Raw genomic sequence first — 19640 nt, forward strand, 5'->3', positions numbered from 1 at the left:
GCTCTTGTTTATTGCTTTATAGACTGAGTTTGAAGGTGTTTTAAAGCTCGTCTTCACTTACCACACGAGCATTGTCAGGTGTCGTGAAGTGCTGAGACAATTCACGGTTAGATAGAATGTAACCCATCCACAGACCACCCATACAAATCACAATCGCAACACCGGTCACCATTTGAGCTTGGCTCGCCATTGCTGCAACAAGTGCGCTTGATAGGCTGCTCACGGTAATTTGCAGGCTGTTTTGTAGGCCAGCAGCCGTAGCAGGACTTTGCTGAGCACTTGCTAATGCGCGGTTTACTACGATTGGATAAAGTGCACCGTTAGCTACCGCAATCAAACAGAATGGCGCTAGGATTGGCCAGATAGAGGTCAGTTGCCATTGTGACGCAGCGAAGATAAGCAGTGCAGCAACACTAAACAGGCCAATCAACTGACGCAGAATCTTCTCGTCACCGTATTTGCGAACGCCAACCTTACCTAAGTAACCACCCACCATGAAGGCGATAGTTTGTGGAATAAAGCTTAAACCAATGTCCTTCGCTTCATAGCCAAGTTGAGACATGATCTCAGGCATACCGGTTAAGTAAGCAAAGAAAGCCGCAGACGCAGTAGCAAACATAAACACGTTACCTAGGTAAGCTTTAGAACCTAGTAGTGATTTGATGTCTGAAGACATACTGGTTTGTTTTGCCTCTACTTTTTCATCTTTCTGAGCCATAGTTGCTACAACGAGTAGTACACCCATTAGCGTCAATGCAACAAAAATACTGTGCCAGCCAAAGCTGTCTGCCAATAACACACCTAATTGAGGTGCGAGTGCTGGTGATAGCGCAACCAAAGGCATAATGGTGGCAAAAATTTGCTGGCTTTGGCTAGAGTGACGTTTAATCACCATCGCTTGCCAGATCACCGCAGGAGCACAAACACCAATCGCTTGAACGAAGCGCAGTGCGAGTAGTTGCCATACTTGCTCACTGAACGCGAGGCCAAATGAGGCTATGGTAAACAGAACCAAACCTGCGGCCAACGTATTACGATGTCCAAATTTGTCTGAAGCCAAGCCCCACATCAACTGACCAAAAGCCATACCAACAAGAAATACGGTCAGAGAAAGTGCGATTTGTTCAGGGCCTGTAGCAAAATCGATTTCCATTGCTTTGAATGCCGGTAAGTACATATCGGTAGCAATAAAGCCGAGCATTGATAAGGCTGCGAGATAAACAAGCTGTAGTTTTGAGATTTTCATGATTCAACCAATCAAATTATTTAATCATTTATTGTTCAGTATCAGTTAGCGCTAACCCTGATTTATTTACCTCGCCATTCTATTTTTCGATTTTAAGAAAATAAAACGCTAAAATTATTGGTTATCAATCAAATTTTTTGAAGGGTCGATATTCATGTTCTCAAAACCTTCGTTGGAGATGCTCGATACGGTTGCTCGCTTAGGCAGTTTTACTGCGGCTGCCGAAGTGTTGCATAAGGTGCCGTCGGCGATCAGTTATGGCGTACGTCAAGTGGAACAAGAACTGGATGTGGTGCTGTTTCGCCGCTTGCCGAGAAAGGTAGAACTCACGCCAGCGGGAGAACTTTTTATTGCTGAAGCGCGTTTATTATTGAGACAGATGGCAGAAGTGAAAGCGCAAACTCGACGTGCAGCTCATGGCTGGCAATCAACGTTGAAGCTCACGTTGGATAACGTGGTCAAGCTCGACAAGCTCAAACCTTTGGTTGAAGACTTTTATCGAGAGTTTGAATTTGCAGAGCTGCAAATCAACATGGAAGTATTTAATGGTTCTTGGGAGGCTATCGCTCAGGAACGAGCTGATATCGTGGTTGGTGCTACTTCTGCAATTCCTGTTGGTGGCGATTTTGAAGTCAAAGATATGGGCGTACTCGATTGGGCATTCGTAATGTCTCCGGCTCATCCTTGCGTTCGTCAGCAGATACTTACCGAAGAGTTTGTCAGTAAATTTCCGGCTATTTGCTTAGATGATACGTCAAACGTCTTGCCAAAACGTCACACTGGGCATTATCCGAAACAACGACGTTTGCTTTTACCTAATTGGTACAGTGCGATTGAGTGTCTAAAAAATGGGGTTGGCGTAGGATACATGCCACGACATATCGCTATGCCACTTATTAATGATGGTGTGCTGGTAGAAAAAGTGCTGCCGGATGATAAGCCGCTGAGCCAGTGTTGTTTGGTGTGGCGCAAGGACGATAACCATAAGTTGATTCAATGGATGGTGGATTATCTTGGCTCGTCAAGTCAACTTCATCGAGATTGGCTACAACATTCATAAAATTGAAAATTGACCGAAACACGTGTTGACAATGTGGTCAATTCATTAAAAATCGAAACAAAGTTCGGTAAATTTAGGATGAACGATTATGTCAAAATTAGTGGATAGAAAATGGCAAATCTTACCGATCATCACATTGTCTGTGTTTATGTTGGTGGGGTTATACGGGTTTTATATAACGCTTGAGCGTTCAGTGCATGATTCTGTGCAGCGAACAACGGAATCTCTGCTTACCGATGTTATCTATGAAATTAAGGAAGATGCTCCGAGCTTCGCTCACGATTCTGATATCGATGATTATATCGGTGACTTAACGCAAGCTGATGCAGATGCTCGTATTCAAGTACTTGATGAGCAGGGCACCGTTGTCGGAGATACTGCGCTGTCAGACCGCGCTCTAATTGGACTGGAAAGTCACAGCGACCGACCTGAATTTGTCCAAGCTTGGGAGAATGGGTCTGGCTACGACGTACGCTTTAGTGAAGTGTTGTCTGTTGATCTGTTTTACGTCTCACGCAAGGTTGTTATCGATTCTCAAGAGTTCGTCGTGGTACTCGCCGTACCGATGCATCATTTGAAAACCATGACATCACAATTGATGGCGATCTTAGGTGTAATGGTGGTACTGAGTATTGGCTTTCTTATCGCAACCTCGATTTTCAGCCATCGTCAAATCATCCATAAAGTATCCGAAGAGCAGAAAAAACAAGATGAGCGCATTCGTCAGCGTACATTGGAAATTGAGTTAATGCATCGTTTGGCCAATATGCTGGCAGCATGTAACAATTTGATTGAAGCTCAGATGGTCGTAGAGGATATCGTCCCTCGTATTTTGGGTAAGGTGAATGGCAGTATTTCTCTGATGCGCTCTTCAAGAAACCAGTTAGTCACGCAACTAGATTGGGGGGATAGCTGGCCAGGAAGTCGCTCATTTGCTCCTGATGAATGCTGGTCACTGCGTAAAGGTCGCAGTCACTTATCGATTGAGTCATTCCATAACTTAACTTGTGAACATATGGCATCGATCGAAAGTAACCAGACGCTGTGTATTCCTCTAACTGCACACGGCAATACCATCGGTATCATGCATTTGTATTTTGGCCAAGGTGAGATTGAAGTTGATGAGATGACCATGCAGTTGTCGTACAGCGTGGCGGAACATTTAGGCTTAGCATTAGCGAACTTGAGTCTCCAAGAGAAGTTACGTTCTCAGGCGTTGAGCGATCCGTTAACGGGGTTGTACAACCGCCGTTTCTTCGAGCAAAAGCTCACGGAGCACGTAAACAACTCAGCGACCAGCACAGAAGCCATGTCGCTATTGATGCTTGATCTCGACCATTTCAAGCGCTTTAACGACAACTTTGGTCATGATGCCGGTGATTACGTATTGAAAGAGATCAGCGCGCTATTAAAACGCACCGTCTCTGAAGATGAAACAGCCTGTCGTTTGGGCGGGGAAGAGTTAGCCGTGATTCTGCCTCATTGCGATATGGCTTCGGCAACGGATTATGCACAGAACATAGTGGATCAGATCCGTGCTTTACACCTAGAGCACAAAGGTTTGTCACTCGGTCAGTTAAGTGTCTCGATTGGTGTCGCAACTTATCCTGAGCCTGCTTCTGATATCGAAGTGTTAGTGAAGATGGCTGATAAGGCGCTGTATCTTGCGAAAGACCAAGGCAGAGACCGTGTCGTTAATTATCAACAATACAGCGAGTTTAAGACGCCAGAGCCAGATGCGGCGGAAATCACATTGGTTCAACGTTAATAAAAAATCCCTCGTCATGACGAGGGATTTTTGTATAGCTTGATGTCGGCTACGACAAGAAAAACTTATAAGACGGGTTGTCCGTTTCGTCTTTACATTGATAGCCAAGTTCGCGTAAATGCGCGGAAAACTGAGCTAAGTCGCTTTCATCTAACTCGAAACCACATAAAACGCGTCCGTAGTCGGCACCGTGATTACGGTAGTTGAACAAGCTGATGTTCCAATGAGTACCTAAAGTGCTTAAGAACTTAAGTAGCGCACCTGGGTATTCTGGAAACTCAAAGCTATACAGACGTTCTTTGAGTGGTTTAGACGGCTTACCGCCAATCATGTAGCGTACGTGTAACTTCGCCATTTCATCATCGGACAGGTCAACCACAGGGTAACCACCATCACGTAAATCGCGAATGATATTTTCCAACTCTTCTTGACCGCCTTGCAAGCGAACACCAACAAAGATATTTGCCAAAGCATCATCGTTGTAACGGTAATTAAACTCAGTGACCGCTCGACCACCAATCAAGTTGCAGAACTCAAAGAAAGCGCCTTGACGTTCTGGAATCGTAACTGCTAATAAACCTTCGCGCTTTTCACCCAATTCGCAACGTTCTGATACGTAGCGCAAACCATGGAAGTTGGTATTTGCACCAGACAGCACGGTACCAAGGTTTTTGCCTTCTAGTTTGTTCTGCTCAGCAAACTTCTTTAAACCCGCTAGAGCAAGCGCACCTGAGGGCTCTGCAATCGCGCGCGTGTCTTCAAAGATGTCTTTGACTGCTGCGCAGATTTCATCACTAGAGACCGCAATATGGCCATCAATGTACTTTTGGCATAGACGGAAAGTTTCTTCACCAATGCGCTTTACCGCAACACCATCGGCAAACATGCTGACTTGATCGAGCACTACGGGCTCGCCTGCATCTAATGCAGCCTTTAAACAAGAAGAATCTTCCGGCTCAACCGCAATGACTTTGATTTCGGGCATCAGTTGCTTGACGAGTACCGCCACGCCAGCAGCTAAACCACCACCTCCGACAGGGACAAAGATATAATCAAGGTGGCCATTTTGTTGCAGCATTTCCATGCCGATGGTGCCTTGACCTGCAATCACCAGTGGATGATCGAAGGGAGGGACAAAGGTGTACCCGTTTAACTCGGATAGACGCTCTGCCTCGGCTTTTGCCTCATCAAAGTTACTGCCATGCAAAACGACATTACCACCAAAACCACGTACCGCATCCACTTTGATGTCTGGTGTTGTCTTTGGCATAACAATCGTCGTTCGGATACCAAGTTTAGTACCAGAGAGAGCCATACCTTGAGCATGGTTACCTGCTGATGCTGCAATCACGCCCGCGTTTTTTTGCGCTTCGGATAGGCTTGCCACCATATTGTAGGCGCCACGTAGCTTGAACGAGTGCACTGGTTGACGGTCTTCACGTTTGATCTGCACATTGTTACCAATGCGTGCAGCAAGGCGCGGCATCTCTTGTAAAGGGGTGACGGTTGCCACTTCGTACACAGGAGCGCGCAAGATCTGGCGCAGATAATCTGCACCAGACTGGTTTTCCTGTTTTAAGGGAAAGGGTTGACTCATAAAGCTAGCCCTCGAGCTTAGATTTATCTCGCACTGCACCTTTGTCAGCACTGGTTGCCATGCTTGCGTACGCCTTCAAAGCAAAAGAGACTTCACGCTGACGGTTCGCTGGCTTCCAGCCTAGTTCGTCTTGTTTTGCTCGGCGTGCAGTAAGCTCTTCTTCTGAAACATCCAGTGAGATAGAGCGGCTAGGAATATCAATGGTGATGATGTCGCCATTTTGAACCAAGCCGATAGTACCGCCACTGGCTGCTTCTGGAGAGGCGTGACCAATTGAGAGGCCTGATGTACCACCAGAGAAGCGACCATCTGTCAGTAGCGCACAAGACTTACCAAGGCCCATCGATTTTAGGTACGTGGTTGGGTAAAGCATTTCTTGCATGCCCGGACCACCTTTCGGACCTTCGTAGCGAATAACAACCACTTCACCCGCTTTTACCTTGCCACCTAAAATGCCATCAACAGCAGAGTCTTGGCTTTCAAAGACGATTGCAGGACCTTGGAACTTAAGGTTTTCTTCATCTACGCCAGCGGTTTTCACAATACAGCCATCCACTGCGATGTTGCCAGACAGAACGGCTAGGCCGCCTTCTTGGCTAAAGGCGTTTTCTTTTGAACGGATACAACCGTCTACGCGATCGTCATCAAGGCGATCCCAGCGGCAATCTTGAGAGAAGGCTTGAGTTGTTCGGATGCCCGCAGGACCAGCGCGGAAGAACTTAAGGACTTCTTCGTTTTCCGTTTGCATGATGTCGTATTCAGCAAGTTGTTGCTGCATCGTCATGCCAAGCACTGTGTGTGTATTGCCGTTTAGCAAGTTTGCACGATCAAGTTCACCCAAGATCGCCATGACACCACCAGCACGGTGCACGTCTTCCATGTGGTATTTCTGCGTTGACGGTGCCACCTTACAGAGGTGTGGAACGCGACGAGACATTTCATCAATGTCGTTCATGTCGAAGTCAATTTCACCTTCCTGTGCGGCTGCTAACAGGTGCAGAACCGTATTGCTAGAGCCGCCCATTGCGATGTCCAGTGCCATTGCATTTTCGAAGGCTGCGCGGTTAGCGATATTACGTGGTAGGGCTGACTCATCATCTTGTTCGTAGTAACGGCGAGTTAGTTCAACCACGCGTTTACCTGCGTTAATGAATAATTGCTCGCGGTCAGCGTGAGTCGCCAACATTGAGCCATTACCTGGCTGAGACAGACCCAATGCCTCTGTTAGACAGTTCATCGAGTTTGCGGTAAACATGCCTGAGCATGATCCACATGTTGGACATGCGCTGCGTTCGATCTGTTCGCTTTGTTGATCAGAAACGGTTGGATCGGCACCTTGGATCATTGCATCAACAAGATCTAGTTTGATGATCTGATCTGAAAGCTTGGTTTTGCCTGCTTCCATAGGACCGCCTGAAACAAAAATAACCGGAATGTTTAGGCGCATTGCAGCCATCATCATTCCCGGAGTGATTTTGTCACAGTTAGAGATACACACCATTGCATCGGCACAGTGCGCATTCACCATGTACTCAACAGAGTCGGCAATCAGTTCACGTGAAGGCAGTGAGTAAAGCATACCACCGTGGCCCATTGCGATACCGTCATCGACTGCGATAGTGTTAAATTCTTTTGCGATGCCGCCGGCTTTTTCTATTTCACCGGCAACCAATTGACCCATGTCTTTTAGGTGTACGTGACCCGGAACAAATTGAGTAAATGAGTTCACAACGGCGATGATTGGTTTACCGAAGTCTTCATCTTTTACGCCAGTAGCACGCCAAAGAGCACGTGCACCCGCCATGTTACGACCATGTGTGGTGGTAGCTGATCTATATTTTGGCATTTCTTAATCCTTCTTACTTCTGTTCTGGGTACACATAGTCTAACCAGCCCCACTTGTCTTCCGTGGTGCCGTTAAATAGGCCAAAGTAGGCCTCTTGCAGTTCTTTAGTGATTGGGCCGCGTTTACCGGTGCCCACTTCAATTTTGTCGATGGTTGCCACTGGTACAACTTCAGCTGCGGTACCAGTCATGAAAACTTCGTCGGCAAGGTAAAGTGCTTCACGAGCAATGTTTGCTTCACGTACTTCATAGCCTTTGTCGCGTGCAATCGTCATGATCGAATCACGAGTAATACCTGGCAGAATCGCACTGGTTGTTGGTGGCGTGATGATGACACCATCTTTGATAACAAAGATATTCTCACCCGCTCCTTCAGATAGGTAACCATCGACACTTAGTGCGATGCCCTCGTCATAACCGTGACGGCGAGCTTCTCCACCCACCAATAGTGAAGATAGGTAGTTACCGCCTGCCTTAGCCGCAGTTGGGATGGTGTTTGGAGCTGCACGATTCCAACTAGAGATCATGGCATCAACACCAGCTTCTAGCGCTTCTTCACCTAGGTAAGACCCCCAAGGGAAAGCAGCAATGATGAGTTCCATTTCAGTGCCTACTGGCGGGCATACGCCCAAGCCAACATTACCCACAAAACCTAGTGGACGGATATAAGCGCTATCGAGTTTGTTTTGGCGAAGTGTTTCGCGTGTTGCTTCCATGATTTCCTCTACAGAGAAAGGGATAGGGAAGCGGTAAATTTTTGCGGAGTCTTTTAAACGCTGTGCATGCTCACGATGGCGGAAGACAATTGGTCCTTTTGGTGTGTTGTAGCAGCGTACGCCTTCAAAAACAGAGGTGCCGTAGTGCATCGCATGAGTCAAAACGTGTACGTTTGCCTCTGCCCATGGAACCATCTCACCATTAAACCAAATGAAATCTGCGGTTTTCGTTGCCATTTATTGCCTTCCTTATGCGCTCACGTGTTGTTGTAGGTTGTGATTTGGGAGTTCGTCATTGCGAATTTTCAGTACCTCGACGGTACGGATATCCCACAACTTTTCAATTTGATTAACCAAGAACGAGATTGGTCGATCACTGTCGACGATGATCTCTACGCTGGCGACTTTGCTTTCGTGGTTTTGCGTCGCCGCAACTTGTTTGATCACAAAGCCTCGATGACGAATCACACGAAGAACGCGCTCTAACAGTACCGGTTTGTCATCGGCTTTGATGTCGAGTAAATATCTGTCCATGTGATTGTCTCCTAAGTATTTTCCAACATGTCACTGTTGGATGCGCCTGGTGGCACCAATGGCCACACGTTCTCTTCTTCATCGATTAAAACGTGAAGCATGTAAGAAGTCTTACTTTCTAGCATCTCTTTGAGAGCCGGTTCGACTTCTTCTTTCTTGGTGATGGTTTTACCCGGGATATCGAATGCTTTTGCCAGCATCACGAAGTCTGGATTGTCATCAAGAATGGTTTCACTATGGCGGCCGTCAAAAAACAGCGACTGCCATTGGCGAACCATGCCAAGACGTTGGTTATTAAGGAGGACAATCTTTACTGGTATCTGACGACGCTTCAGCGTGCCCAACTCCTGCACGTTCATCATAAATGAACCGTCACCTGTAATAAGGATAGACTGATCATCAGGACGTGCGACAGCAGCACCCATTGCAGCAGGTAAGCCAAAGCCCATCGTACCTAGACCAGCAGAAGTGATGAAGTTTTGTGGGTTACGCGGTTGGATATGTTGCGCTGCCCACATCTGATGCTGACCTACGTCAGTCGACACGATCGAGCTGTCCGGCATCATGTCAGACAGCTGTTTAAGTAACAGAGGAGCGTAAATTAACTCGCCTGGGTGGTCGTAACGCCATTTAAAACCGCTACGTAGACTTTCACTGTGGTGAACCCATGGTGAGATATCTTGTGTTAACTCTAACTGAGGAAGAATGGTATTGATGTCACCACGCAATGGCGCATTTGCATGACGCAGTTTGTGTATCTCTGCCGCATCGATGTCTATATGAATGACCTTGGCATGGGGTGCGAATGTATCAAGCTTACCCGTTACTCGGTCATCGAAACGTGCTCCTACCACAATCAAAAGGTCACTCTCTTGTACAACAAGATTGGCTGCTTTAGTGCCGTGCATACCCAACATACCAAGGTAGTGTGGGTCATGGCGTTCAATGGTACCCAGCCCTTTCAGAGTGCTTACTGCTGGCATAGGGTTTAGGCGTAGAAACTCACGAACGGCATCTGTTGCTTTAGCAAGTTGAACACCGCCACCTACGTACAAAACAGGGCGAGTTGAAGCGGCGAGAACTTCTTGTGCGCGTTGGATGTCTTCATCGCGGACTTGTGGGATGGCTGGTGGAACACAGGGAGGCAGAAGTTCAGTTGGTGCTTGAGCAAGTTGAACATCTTTAGCGATATCGACAATAACTGGACCTGGGCGGCCTGTTTTCGCTACTTCGAACGCTTCGGCAAGCGTTGGGGCAAGGTCTTCGATGTCAGTCACTAGGTAACTGTGTTTGGTACAAGAGAGGGACATTCCGATCACATCCATCTCTTGGAAAGCATCGGTACCGATATGAGAACTGGCAACCTGACCGGTAATGGCGACAAGTGGCACGGAATCTAGGAAGGCGTCGGCAAGGCCAGTAACAAGATTGGTGGCACCAGGTCCAGAAGTAGCCATACAAACTGCTACGTCTTGTGTCGCGCGGGCCATTCCTATAGCGGCCATTGCGGCCCCTTGCTCATGACGGCATAAGATGTGTTCTACACCACCATCATATAGCGCATCGTAGATTGGCATGATGGCTCCACCAGGATACCCAAACACCGTCTCGATGCCTTGCTGTCTTAAAGCGGCTACGACAAGTTGTGCACCGGTCATCGTAAACCTCCTTTGCTACGTTGTGGCTCGTAGCTATCGCCATGTGTTTCGCACTTCATGTGCACTCCCATTCTTCCCGTTAAGCTGTCTAAGAGTTAGACAGATGACAACATGTAGTTGTAAAAAAACCCCCGGACTTTTCAGTGCGGGGGTTTTTTGTAATTTGTGGTTATTTTTCGCCCACATTCCCCCGCGCGGTGTCAATAATGACCACGATAATCAGGGCTAGCAGTGAGTTGATGTGAGCGAATATGTTCATCTGTCTGTCGTTCTTTTTTCGTTAAAAAGTATTGTGTAATGTTCTACGAAAATGTTTGCGTCACTAGTGGTAACACACAAATCTGCTGCATGACAAGCAAAAAGTCATTCTTTTTTCACATTAAGTACCCATCTGGACAGGCTATATAACATATCCATATAGAAAACATCTGCTTATATAGCGTACAAAAATTTGAGGAAATTATGGGGCTGGCAATCATTCATAGTCGAGCAAGTGTGGGTGTGCAAGCGCCATCGGTAAGTGTGGAAGTCCACATCAGCAATGGGATGCCGGGCTTTACACTCGTCGGTCTACCAGAAACAACAGTAAAAGAATCTAAAGATCGTGTCCGCAGTGCGATCATTAATTCCAACTTCCAATTTCCTGCCAAGCGAATCACGGTAAATTTGGCCCCAGCAGATTTACCCAAGGAAGGTGGGCGCTTCGATCTACCAATTGCGTTGGGAATTTTAGCCGCTTCAGAGCAAATCGCGACAGATAAGCTTAAAAACTACGAATTTGTTGGCGAGTTGGCACTTTCTGGCGGATTAAGGCCCGTAAAAGGCGTCTTACCCGCCGCGCTGGCCGCAAATAAAAGTCAGCGTCATTTAGTTGTGCCCCATGCCAACGGTGATCAAGCCGCTTTGGTGGGGAAAGAAAAACACAAATCCGCGCAGTCTTTGCTGGAAGTGTGCGCTGAGCTTTGTGGTCAGCATAAGTTGGAATTACACCAAGCACCAAAGCGTAATGTCGTCGAAAAGCATGGTCGAGATCTGCAAGACATCATTGGGCAGCAACAAGGTAAACGTGCCTTAGAGATAGCGGCGGCAGGTAATCACAACTTACTTTTTCTTGGCCCTCCCGGAACGGGTAAAACCATGTTGGCTTCACGACTGTGTGATTTATTGCCTGAGATGACCGATGAAGAAGCGATGGAAACGGCATCAGTAGCGTCGCTAACTCAAAGTGAAATCAATGAACATAATTGGAAAACACGCCCGCTGCGCAGCCCGCATCATTCTAGTTCAATGGCGGCATTGGTCGGGGGAGGCTCAGTGCCTAGACCCGGTGAAATTTCATTGGCGCATAATGGACTGTTGTTTTTGGATGAGATGCCAGAGTTTGATCGCAAAGTACTCGACTCTTTAAGGGAGCCATTAGAGTCGGGGGAGATCATTATTTCACGTGCGCAGGGTAAAACCCGTTTTCCGGCTCGATTTCAGTTGGTCGGAGCGCTCAACCCGAGCCCTACGGGTTATTACGAAGGTAACCAATCTCGCACAAATCCACAGGCGATTTTGCGTTATCTTGGTCGATTGTCAGGGCCGTTGCTTGACCGATTTGATATGTCGTTAGAGATTCCTGCATTGCCGAAAGGTACGTTAGCTGAAGGAGGTGATAGAGGTGAGCCAACCTCCGTAGTAAAACAAAGGGTCAACTTAGCCAGAGAGAGTATGTTGCAACGCAGTGGTAAGGTAAATGCCCTGTTGGGGAGTCGAGAAATTGAAGCTTTCTGCCCATTACAAAAATCCGATGCGGAATTTTTAGAGAATGCGCTGCATCGTCTTGGGTTATCGATTCGTGCCTATCACCGGATTATTAAAGTTGCGCGGACGATTGCTGATCTGGAGGGCTCAGCAGCGATTGAACGAACGCATCTTGCAGAAGCGTTAGGGTACAGAGCGATGGATAGATTGCTCAAGCAGTTAACCGCACAGGCGGTATAGAAGCTATTTCGCAGCGAGTCTGGTTTGTACTCGCTGCAATATAAGGGTTAGAAGGTGTAGTTTAAACCGACCGACAACAAGTACTCTTTTTCATCATAAAAAGTAATGTTGGAATCCGTACTGCTACAACCTGCTAGTGAGATGAAAGACCAGTTGTCCCAATCAAATACATTTTTGTACTCGTATGCAGCAAACAAACTTAACTTATCATCGTTGCGAGTTTTACCAAACGTCGCGCTTGCTGATTCAAAGTCTTTGACCGTGTAGCCGGCAGTTAAGGCAACACGATGTCGATTGATAAACTGGAACCAACTTAAGTCCAATCTATAAGAGTTAAAGGATTCTGCGTCGCCATCTGCATCATGATAAATGTAAGTAAATGCGGGTTGTAGCATCGATGTGCGGCTGAGTGGAATTCGATAGTCACCTTTGATGTGGTAGATCTTAGCATCACGGGCCAGTGATGGATCGGTCACGGTGTCTTTTTCTACGTCTTTGTCTGCGTAAGCCAGATCAAGATTAAAGTTATCGTCTAAAAAGCGGTTGATCTGGAAACGAAAGGCGTTGCCACCCTCATCTGTGGTTTTTCTTGTTTGATTGATCAAGTAAGGGTTCTGCCAGGTTTCCCCTTCCAAAATGGTCGGTAAATACGAGAAATCGAGCACAGTGCCTGAATCTAATTGGTATTTATAGCCCAATTGGAATGCCAAAGTACCGATAGCGATATCGGAACGTGTCGTACCAGCATACACTTGGTGGTTAAGTCGGTGACCGAATGTATAAGCTGCGTTGCCTAGAGGGGCAGCAATGAAAGAACTGTCGCTCTCGGCACTTTCATCGAGAGAGTTAATTGTACTGCTGTTATCCGTATTAAAATGGGATTCAGATGAGACGAAGCCAGCATTTAATGAAACTTCGCCGCTAAAACCTGCGGTCTCTGCTAGTTGAGCCTGAGCTGTGCTGACGATAAAGGCCAAAGGCAGTAAGGTTAGCCTTGGATTCATTCGCGTTCTCCTTGTTTGTCGAATGAAGAATATTTGTTTGAGCAGTGGTCCAGTTTTACATTGCAACAAATCTGACCATTCTTACAAATGTTCCAATATGGCAATGGATTCGTATAATTACACGCTGTTTTATTGCTCACGCGCACAAGTTATCGATTGGTTACCATGTTGGCATATTTGTTACTCATTTTTAACGCTTCCTTTGTGATTATAAATTCTGCGATTTGTTCTATCGCAATTTGTATCATTGCTATTTTTAAGCTTTTGCTTCCAACAGCAAAGCTCAAAGCTAAGGGGACAGAGGCTGCCAATAAAATGATGTGGGTTTGGGCCACCATCAACATGGGTATTCTTGCCTTATTCAATCGCGTTGAATGGGATGTTGAAGGCGGTGAAAACCTAAAGAAGGATGGTTGGTACCTCTTGATCAGTAATCATCTTAGTTGGACTGATATTGTTGTACTGTGTTGCGTGTTTAAAGATCGCATTCCGATGCCAAAATTTTTCCTCAAGCAACAGCTATTATATGTGCCTTTTATCGGAATGGCTTGTTGGGCGCTGGATATGCCGTTTATGCGTCGTTATTCGCGGGAGTTTTTGATTCGTAATCCACACAAACGTGGTCAAGATTTGGCAACCACGCGCCGTTCGTGTTCCAAATTCAAACATACTCCGACCACAGTAGTGAACTATGTCGAAGGGACTCGTTTTACCCAAGAGAAGCAGCGTAAGAGCCGTGCCGGTTACCAATACTTATTACAGCCTAAGTCAGGTGGTATCGCATATACATTAGCGGCAATGGGTGATCAATTTGAGAACATTATCGATGTGACATTAGCTTACCCAGAAAACACAGATAAACCATTTAAAGATATTTTGATGGGCCGTATGACCAAGATTGTGGTGCGTGTGAACGTGTTGCCTGTGGATGAGAAGGTATTGGGGGATTACTTCAATGATAAGCCGTACAAGCGCCAATTCCAGCAATGGTTAGGCGAGGTTTGGCAAGAGAAAGATATCTTGCTGCAAGACATTCATAAATAATCTGAGCTAAAGTTAAATTGAAAAGGGGAGCATCTTGCTCCCCTTTTTCATTTTCAATTCGAATTACTTAAGTGTCAGTAGGTAATCTACAAGAGCAAAGTATTCTTCAGTTGATTTGATGCCTTGCGCTTGAACTAGGTACTTGTTGTTCACGATTACTGCAGGTACACCAGTTAGGCCGCTGTTTTCAAATTGCTTGTCCATGCGACGAACCATTGAATCCACCGCGAAGCCTTTGAATGCAGCATCGAATTTCTTCGCATCTACACCTTCATCTAGGAAGATTTGACGAAGCTCTGCGTCGTCACGTGGTGCTTTACGCATGTTGTGAATGCGGTTAAACATCACGGGTACCATCTTATCTTCAATTTTAAGCGCAACCATGGTCGCATAGGCTTTGCTCATTGAAGGCCCCATGTTGCCCCCCATGAATGACACGTGGTTCTTTTGCAGTTTCACCCCTTCAGGTAACTGTTTCTTCAACTGCTGAATGATAGGTTCAAACGTATTGCAATGTGGGCAGTAGAAAGAGAAGAACTCAGTAACGACAGGCTTCTTTGATGCTTCTAGATCCAATACTTTGTATTGTTCACCTTCTTTGAATTGCGCTGCATGTGCCGACAGGCTAAGCATCAGCATAGAAAACAGTGCGAACAGCTTTTTCATTTAAATAATCTCCATTTTGAATTGTTCGGCCCGACTTACCATTGAGGCATTAAAGACAGTGGTGCTTCTTCTAAGTTGGCAATCTGCTCTTTAAATCCAAGGACCTGACCTTCCCAGTATTTTGGCTCATTGAACCATGGAAAAGCGAGCGGAAATGCCGGGTCATGCCAACGTTTTGCTAGCCATGCCATATAGTGCACCATTCGTAGACCGCGAAGTGGCTCGATTAGTTTCAATTCTGCCGAGTTAAAATCGCAAAACTCTTGGTAACCTTCTAAAACAATGTCCAATTGCATTAGCTTATCTTGACGTTCACCATTGAGTAGCATCCACAAGTCTTGCACCGCTGGGCCATTACGTGAGTCATCTAAATCGACGAACATTGGCCCATCACGCCATAAGATGTTACCCGGATGGCAATCACCGTGCAGACGAATGGATTTAAAGCCGTCTTGCCAGTGGTTTTCGAGTGATTTGATCAGCATGTCTAAATCATTGAAGAAACTATTTTCCAAATGCATTGGGATCATATTGGCGTTTTGCAAAATCTCTCTTGGTTGGTAGAGATACTCTTGTAGACCAATGCTTGGACGGTGCTGAAACGCTTGTTTGCTTCCCACTTTATGAATACGACCTAAAAAGCGACCAACGCCTTCTAATTGATCGAGGTTATCCACTTCAAACTGACGACCGCCAACACTCTCAAACAAAGCAAAGCCGTAACCTTGATAGTGATGCAAGGTGTGACCATTAATGCGAACGGGTGGGGCGACGGGAATTTCGTTGTCGATCAGTTCAAGCGTGAAATCATGCTCTTCTTGAATTTGCTCATTGCTCCAACGTTCTGGGCGGTAGAATTTTACTACGTAGCGTTGGCGTTCTTCGTCAGTGAATTGGTATACGCGGTTTTCATAGCTGTTGAGAGGCAGAAATCCTGACTCTGCTCGAATACCGATGCTCTCTAGCGCGTACCACATAAAGTCGGGCGTCAGGGCATCAAAGTTGAAAGTACCTTGGGACATATAAATAAAAAGGCTCATTACTGAGCCTTTTTCCATTGGTCTTCGAAGTTATAGCTTCTTGATGAATCGGCTTTCTACTTCGATAGTGAATTCGTTGCTCTTATCGGTGAGTATAAACTGAATTGTCGTAATCGCGGAGTTTAGCGTGTCAGGATCAACGCCAAGACTCATTGGTAAGTTCAAGACTTCTCCAGGTTCAACTTGAATCGTTTGTTTGCCATACCAACTGACATCACTCAAGCCTTCCACGTTTAAGTCATACTTTTGAACTTGTTGGGTTTTGTTGATCACTTTGAGGGTGTAGGTGTTTTCCACTTCACCTGAGCTATTAACGCGGAACAACTGATTACGATCACGTAGTACACTCATGCCTGCCGGGTCAACGGATGCGACTTGGAGGAAGAACAAGCCAATCATCACCAATAATACTGCACCATAACCAAGCAGTTTGGGACGCATGACCTTTGTACTCTTGCCTGAGAGGCGATGTTCTGTGGTGTAGTTGATCAGACCCTTTTCATAACCCATGCGTTCCATGGTTTTGTCACAGGCGTCAATACATGCACCACAGTTAATGCACTCATATTGCAAGCCATCGCGAATATCGATGCCAGTTGGACAGACCTGAACACACAAATCACAGTCGATACAGTCACCGAGCCCCATTTGTTTATGGTCTGCTTTACGTGAGCGAGGACCTCGCTTTTCTCCGCGTTTGGTATCGTAACCAACAATGAAGGTGTCTTTGTCGAACATGGCGGATTGGAAGCGTGCATAAGGACACATGTGAATACACATGATAGAGCGCATCCAACCTGCATTACCGTAAGTACAAATGGCGAAGAACATCACCCAGAACACTGGCCAGAAGTTAGCATTGAAAGTAAAGAAGTCGATAACCAACTGTTTCATCGGTACGAAGTAACCAACAAAGGTGAAACCTGTCGCAAGGGCTATCGCAAACCACGCGATATGTTTGAGGGTTTTACGTATCGCCAAGTTGGTGGTCAACTTATTGGAATCTTGTTTACGGCGTTTATTGGCGCTGCCTTCTAGCTTTTCTTCAAACCAGATATACATGAAGGTCCACACGGTTTGTGGGCACAGATAGCCACACCAAACCCGACCTAAAAAGGTGGTGATGAAGAATAACCCAAAAGCGGAAATCACAAACAACAGGGCGAGCAGGGTGAGATCTTGAGGGTACAGAGTGGTGCCGAAAAAGTTGAACTGCTGGTTTCCGATATCCAGCAAAATGGCTTGGCGCTCTCCGTAAGGAATCCACGGAACCAATGCAAACAGCAACAACAAAAACCAACCACCATAACGGCGTAGCTTTTGAAAGGTGCCTTTGCTCTCACGCACATAGATACGATTACTTGGGTTGAAACGGTCCCCATTCCCTTTGTGGGTTTTGGGATTAAAGGTTTTGGGAGTCACATCTTTGATATCGATCTTATCCTGACTCATGAACGCTTCCTTCTTTCGGCTCTTATAATGTGCGGCGACATTTCTATTGATGACGCTCAATGACATTGCTGTTTTGCCCAGACGGTGAATCATGACTGGGCATAATTATTTTAGTAAATACTGATGAACGGCGATTATACAATCAATAACAATTCCGTTTCTTTAACACTGTCAACGTTTAACAACAAAAGTCAGTACAGTTAACCTGATAAATGGCTGAACAGTTATAAATGGCTTTTCGAACTGGTTGATTTAGTTATAAAAAAAAGCGACTCAAATGAGTCGCTTATCAGTCTTGGGTGTTGAGCCGTTTACTTGATGATGCCACGAGCGCGAAGGATGGCGGTTTTAAAGTCATCTTCTTGGTCTTTCTTTAGACCTGGGATCATTTCGTCTTTGCTGCTATTGCGCATTTTTAGGTGGTAGATCAACACATCATCAGTCAGATCTTCCAATTTGCCTTCATAACCCGCTTCGTTTGCCAGTTTAACGATGAACTGTAGCAGGTTCATTTCTTGATCTTTATGCCACTCTGGCTCTAGTAGCTCAAGCAGCTCTTCAATACGATGACACTTCATTTCTTTCTCCACAGAATTTATAGGTGTTATTTGCTACTAAAGGTATCAAATTGCTTGGCGAACACCAAATAGGAAAGGGCGGAGAGAAAAGAAAAAAGCGCGGTGACTGCCGCGCTTTTTAATTAAGCTGCTTTAATAACTTTGTTTGGAACACTTGGCATAATCGCTGTCTTCTCAACCAGAGTCATTGTTGGCGCAACTTGTTTTGCCTTTGGCGCAGCAGTAAAACCACTGCGACGGCGCATTGCACTACGATTAGTGTGTGCGAACCTGACTGTTGTTGGGCGCATTTAGATACCTAACTGCCAGGCATATCCATTGCCGATGTAATGGCCTGAGTCACTATGAGTTGAGCTTCAACTGCTTGAAGGGTGGCTCTTCTGGCTTTCGCCAATCCAAATAATGAATCAGGAATAATGATATGCATGCATATCGTGTATAGGTTAGCACTCCTGCCATAATTGGTCGATAGTTGAACAGTTGAATTGTATGGATTTTATCGTTTTTGAGCTTAGAACAAGGTGAAATTTGTTTTGATCCCATGATCAGCAGTAGTAGTATGAGAATTCTACGAAGGAGGTGCATATGTCATTTTTGAAGAAGACACTGGCAAGTTTTGGGATCGGTAGTGCTAAGGTCGACTCGGTCCTGAATCAAGATGTGCTATATCCCGGCCAGAGCGTGGATGTTTCTATCCATGTCTATGGTGGAGCGACAGAGCAAGCGATCGACAATATCGATCTCAAACTTTGCTGTCGTTATATCGCAGAAGCCCCAGATGATCGTGGTGCTCGTGAAGGACAGAGTATGCGAAGAGTGCCGCAGACTCATGTTTTGGCGAAGTGGAACCTCCCTTATGCATTTACCATTCACTCTGGTGAAGAGCGCACCTTTGACGTGAAGCTCGACGTACCATGGAACACACCTGTCACTATTGGTGATGCCCAAGTCTGGCTTGAAACTGGCTTAGACGTCGCCATGGCACTAGATCCAACCGACAAAGACATTCTCACTGTTAGACCCGACCCACTTATGGATGCCATTTTGTCTGCTTTTGAATCGCAAGGTTTGCGCATTCGACAAGTTGAGTGCGAAGAAGTGAAAGGTTTTGACCTCCCATTTGTGCAAGAGTTTGAAATGGTGCCAACCGACGGCCCATATCACGGAGTATGGCGAGAATTGGAGTTTGTTGCTCACCGCGACGAGACAAACCTGAAGTTATGGTTTGAAGTTGATCGGACTCGTAGTGGTGCTCGTGGCATGTTAGCTAGCCTACTCGGCAGTGGGAAATTAAAACGTGAGTTGAGTATTCCAATCAATACTAAATTGGATGATGTTGGCTCATTAGTGCTCAACTATCTTGATCAAACTACCGCAGCGCACGAGTCCTAATTTAAGCTTACACGTGTAAGCCTAATGTGCCATACTAGAGTGAATATTCAAAAC

The 19640-nt window shown here is 46.0% G+C and carries 17 protein-coding genes; 5 read left to right on the plus strand and 12 right to left on the minus strand.

Annotated features, from left to right (window positions below):
• Positions 1-40: 40 nt before the first annotated feature.
• Positions 41-1246 carry a purine nucleoside transporter PunC gene (gene punC, locus C1S73_RS10710; RefSeq protein ID WP_038870183.1) on the minus strand — a complete coding sequence of 402 codons (1206 nt, stop codon included), beginning with the start codon at positions 1244-1246 and terminating at the stop codon, positions 41-43.
• Positions 1247-1400: 154 nt separating this feature from the next.
• Here punC and punR point away from each other — a divergent pair, with 154 nt between their 5' ends.
• Both punR and C1S73_RS10720 read left to right on the plus strand, forming a co-directional pair.
• A complete protein-coding gene (punR, locus tag C1S73_RS10715; protein ID WP_038870182.1) occupies positions 1401-2306 on the plus strand; it encodes a DNA-binding transcriptional activator PunR in 906 nt (301 codons plus the stop codon).
• Between the two features lie 88 nt (positions 2307-2394).
• A complete protein-coding gene (locus tag C1S73_RS10720; RefSeq protein ID WP_038870181.1) occupies positions 2395-4074 on the plus strand; it encodes a sensor domain-containing diguanylate cyclase in 1680 nt (559 codons plus the stop codon).
• Between the two features lie 49 nt (positions 4075-4123).
• On the opposite strand, the gene ilvA is transcribed toward C1S73_RS10720, so the two are convergent.
• The 5 genes from ilvA to ilvG are packed head-to-tail and all read right to left on the minus strand — an operon-like array spanning position 4124 to position 10424.
• On the minus strand, positions 4124-5671 hold the full coding sequence (ilvA, locus tag C1S73_RS10725; RefSeq protein WP_038870180.1) for a threonine ammonia-lyase, biosynthetic: 1548 nt from the start codon (positions 5669-5671) through the stop codon (positions 4124-4126).
• Positions 5672-5675: 4 nt separating this feature from the next.
• A complete protein-coding gene (gene ilvD, locus C1S73_RS10730; RefSeq protein WP_038870179.1) occupies positions 5676-7517 on the minus strand; it encodes a dihydroxy-acid dehydratase in 1842 nt (613 codons plus the stop codon).
• A 13-nt stretch (positions 7518-7530) separates the two neighbouring features.
• Entirely contained in the window at positions 7531-8469 is a 939-nt protein-coding gene (gene ilvE / locus C1S73_RS10735; RefSeq protein ID WP_038870178.1) for a branched-chain-amino-acid transaminase, read from the minus strand.
• Between the two features lie 12 nt (positions 8470-8481).
• Entirely contained in the window at positions 8482-8766 is a 285-nt protein-coding gene (gene ilvM, locus C1S73_RS10740) for an acetolactate synthase 2 small subunit (protein WP_005440786.1), read from the minus strand.
• Positions 8767-8777: 11 nt separating this feature from the next.
• The gene (gene ilvG, locus C1S73_RS10745; RefSeq protein WP_038870177.1) at positions 8778-10424 is read right to left on the minus strand and encodes an acetolactate synthase 2 catalytic subunit; all 1647 of its coding nucleotides are present in this window, start codon (positions 10422-10424) and stop codon (positions 8778-8780) included.
• 462 nt (positions 10425-10886) lie between these two features.
• Here ilvG and C1S73_RS10750 point away from each other — a divergent pair, with 462 nt between their 5' ends.
• Positions 10887-12410, plus strand: a complete 1524-nt coding sequence (locus C1S73_RS10750; protein ID WP_038870176.1) for a YifB family Mg chelatase-like AAA ATPase — start codon at positions 10887-10889, stop codon at positions 12408-12410.
• Between the two features lie 47 nt (positions 12411-12457).
• Here C1S73_RS10750 and C1S73_RS10755 read toward each other — a convergent pair whose 3' ends face one another.
• On the minus strand, positions 12458-13414 hold the full coding sequence (locus C1S73_RS10755) for a DUF2860 domain-containing protein (RefSeq protein WP_038870175.1): 957 nt from the start codon (positions 13412-13414) through the stop codon (positions 12458-12460).
• A 165-nt stretch (positions 13415-13579) separates the two neighbouring features.
• On the opposite strand from C1S73_RS10755, the gene C1S73_RS10760 reads away from it, so the two are divergent.
• On the plus strand, positions 13580-14458 hold the full coding sequence (locus C1S73_RS10760) for an acyltransferase (RefSeq protein ID WP_038870174.1): 879 nt from the start codon (positions 13580-13582) through the stop codon (positions 14456-14458).
• 63 nt (positions 14459-14521) lie between these two features.
• Here C1S73_RS10760 and C1S73_RS10765 read toward each other — a convergent pair whose 3' ends face one another.
• The 5 genes from C1S73_RS10765 to C1S73_RS10785 form a co-directional block, all read right to left on the minus strand.
• On the minus strand, positions 14522-15124 hold the full coding sequence (locus C1S73_RS10765; RefSeq protein WP_038870173.1) for a thiol:disulfide interchange protein DsbA/DsbL: 603 nt from the start codon (positions 15122-15124) through the stop codon (positions 14522-14524).
• Between the two features lie 35 nt (positions 15125-15159).
• Positions 15160-16146: a serine/threonine protein kinase gene (locus C1S73_RS10770; protein ID WP_038870169.1), complete on the minus strand. Its 987-nt coding sequence runs from the start codon at positions 16144-16146 to the stop codon at positions 15160-15162.
• A gap of 48 nt (positions 16147-16194) precedes the next feature.
• A complete protein-coding gene (gene ccoG / locus C1S73_RS10775; RefSeq protein ID WP_038870167.1) occupies positions 16195-17616 on the minus strand; it encodes a cytochrome c oxidase accessory protein CcoG in 1422 nt (473 codons plus the stop codon).
• Between the two features lie 311 nt (positions 17617-17927).
• Entirely contained in the window at positions 17928-18194 is a 267-nt protein-coding gene (locus C1S73_RS10780) for a YihD family protein (protein WP_038870166.1), read from the minus strand.
• A gap of 122 nt (positions 18195-18316) precedes the next feature.
• Positions 18317-18484 (minus strand): hypothetical protein, encoded by a 168-nt coding sequence (locus tag C1S73_RS10785; protein WP_010645766.1) that lies wholly within the window; start codon positions 18482-18484, stop codon positions 18317-18319.
• 295 nt (positions 18485-18779) lie between these two features.
• Here C1S73_RS10785 and C1S73_RS10790 point away from each other — a divergent pair, with 295 nt between their 5' ends.
• Entirely contained in the window at positions 18780-19586 is an 807-nt protein-coding gene (locus C1S73_RS10790) for a sporulation protein (protein WP_038870165.1), read from the plus strand.
• Positions 19587-19640: the final 54 nt, after the last annotated feature.

This window comes from Vibrio jasicida 090810c, from assembly GCF_002887615.1.
Taxonomy (GTDB): Bacteria; Pseudomonadota; Gammaproteobacteria; order Enterobacterales; family Vibrionaceae; genus Vibrio; species Vibrio jasicida.

Excerpts from the sequence above, each read along its gene's own strand:
- punC (WP_038870183.1), bottom strand. The coding sequence starts at position 1,246 with ATGAAAATCTCAAAACTACAGCTTGTTTATCTCGCAGCCTTATCAATG.
- punR (WP_038870182.1), top strand. The coding sequence starts at position 1,401 with ATGTTCTCAAAACCTTCGTTGGAGATGCTCGATACGGTTGCTCGCTTA.
- C1S73_RS10720 (WP_038870181.1), top strand. The coding sequence starts at position 2,395 with ATGTCAAAATTAGTGGATAGAAAATGGCAAATCTTACCGATCATCACA.
- ilvA (WP_038870180.1), bottom strand. The coding sequence starts at position 5,671 with ATGAGTCAACCCTTTCCCTTAAAACAGGAAAACCAGTCTGGTGCAGAT.
- ilvD (WP_038870179.1), bottom strand. The coding sequence starts at position 7,517 with ATGCCAAAATATAGATCAGCTACCACCACACATGGTCGTAACATGGCG.
- ilvE (WP_038870178.1), bottom strand. The coding sequence starts at position 8,469 with ATGGCAACGAAAACCGCAGATTTCATTTGGTTTAATGGTGAGATGGTT.
- ilvM (WP_005440786.1), bottom strand. The coding sequence starts at position 8,766 with ATGGACAGATATTTACTCGACATCAAAGCCGATGACAAACCGGTACTG.
- ilvG (WP_038870177.1), bottom strand. The coding sequence starts at position 10,424 with ATGACCGGTGCACAACTTGTCGTAGCCGCTTTAAGACAGCAAGGCATC.
- C1S73_RS10750 (WP_038870176.1), top strand. The coding sequence starts at position 10,887 with ATGGGGCTGGCAATCATTCATAGTCGAGCAAGTGTGGGTGTGCAAGCG.
- C1S73_RS10755 (WP_038870175.1), bottom strand. The coding sequence starts at position 13,414 with ATGAATCCAAGGCTAACCTTACTGCCTTTGGCCTTTATCGTCAGCACA.
- C1S73_RS10760 (WP_038870174.1), top strand. The coding sequence starts at position 13,580 with ATGTTGGCATATTTGTTACTCATTTTTAACGCTTCCTTTGTGATTATA.
- C1S73_RS10765 (WP_038870173.1), bottom strand. The coding sequence starts at position 15,124 with ATGAAAAAGCTGTTCGCACTGTTTTCTATGCTGATGCTTAGCCTGTCG.
- C1S73_RS10770 (WP_038870169.1), bottom strand. The coding sequence starts at position 16,146 with ATGTCCCAAGGTACTTTCAACTTTGATGCCCTGACGCCCGACTTTATG.
- ccoG (WP_038870167.1), bottom strand. The coding sequence starts at position 17,616 with ATGAGTCAGGATAAGATCGATATCAAAGATGTGACTCCCAAAACCTTT.
- C1S73_RS10780 (WP_038870166.1), bottom strand. The coding sequence starts at position 18,194 with ATGAAGTGTCATCGTATTGAAGAGCTGCTTGAGCTACTAGAGCCAGAG.
- C1S73_RS10785 (WP_010645766.1), bottom strand. The coding sequence starts at position 18,484 with ATGCGCCCAACAACAGTCAGGTTCGCACACACTAATCGTAGTGCAATG.
- C1S73_RS10790 (WP_038870165.1), top strand. The coding sequence starts at position 18,780 with ATGTCATTTTTGAAGAAGACACTGGCAAGTTTTGGGATCGGTAGTGCT.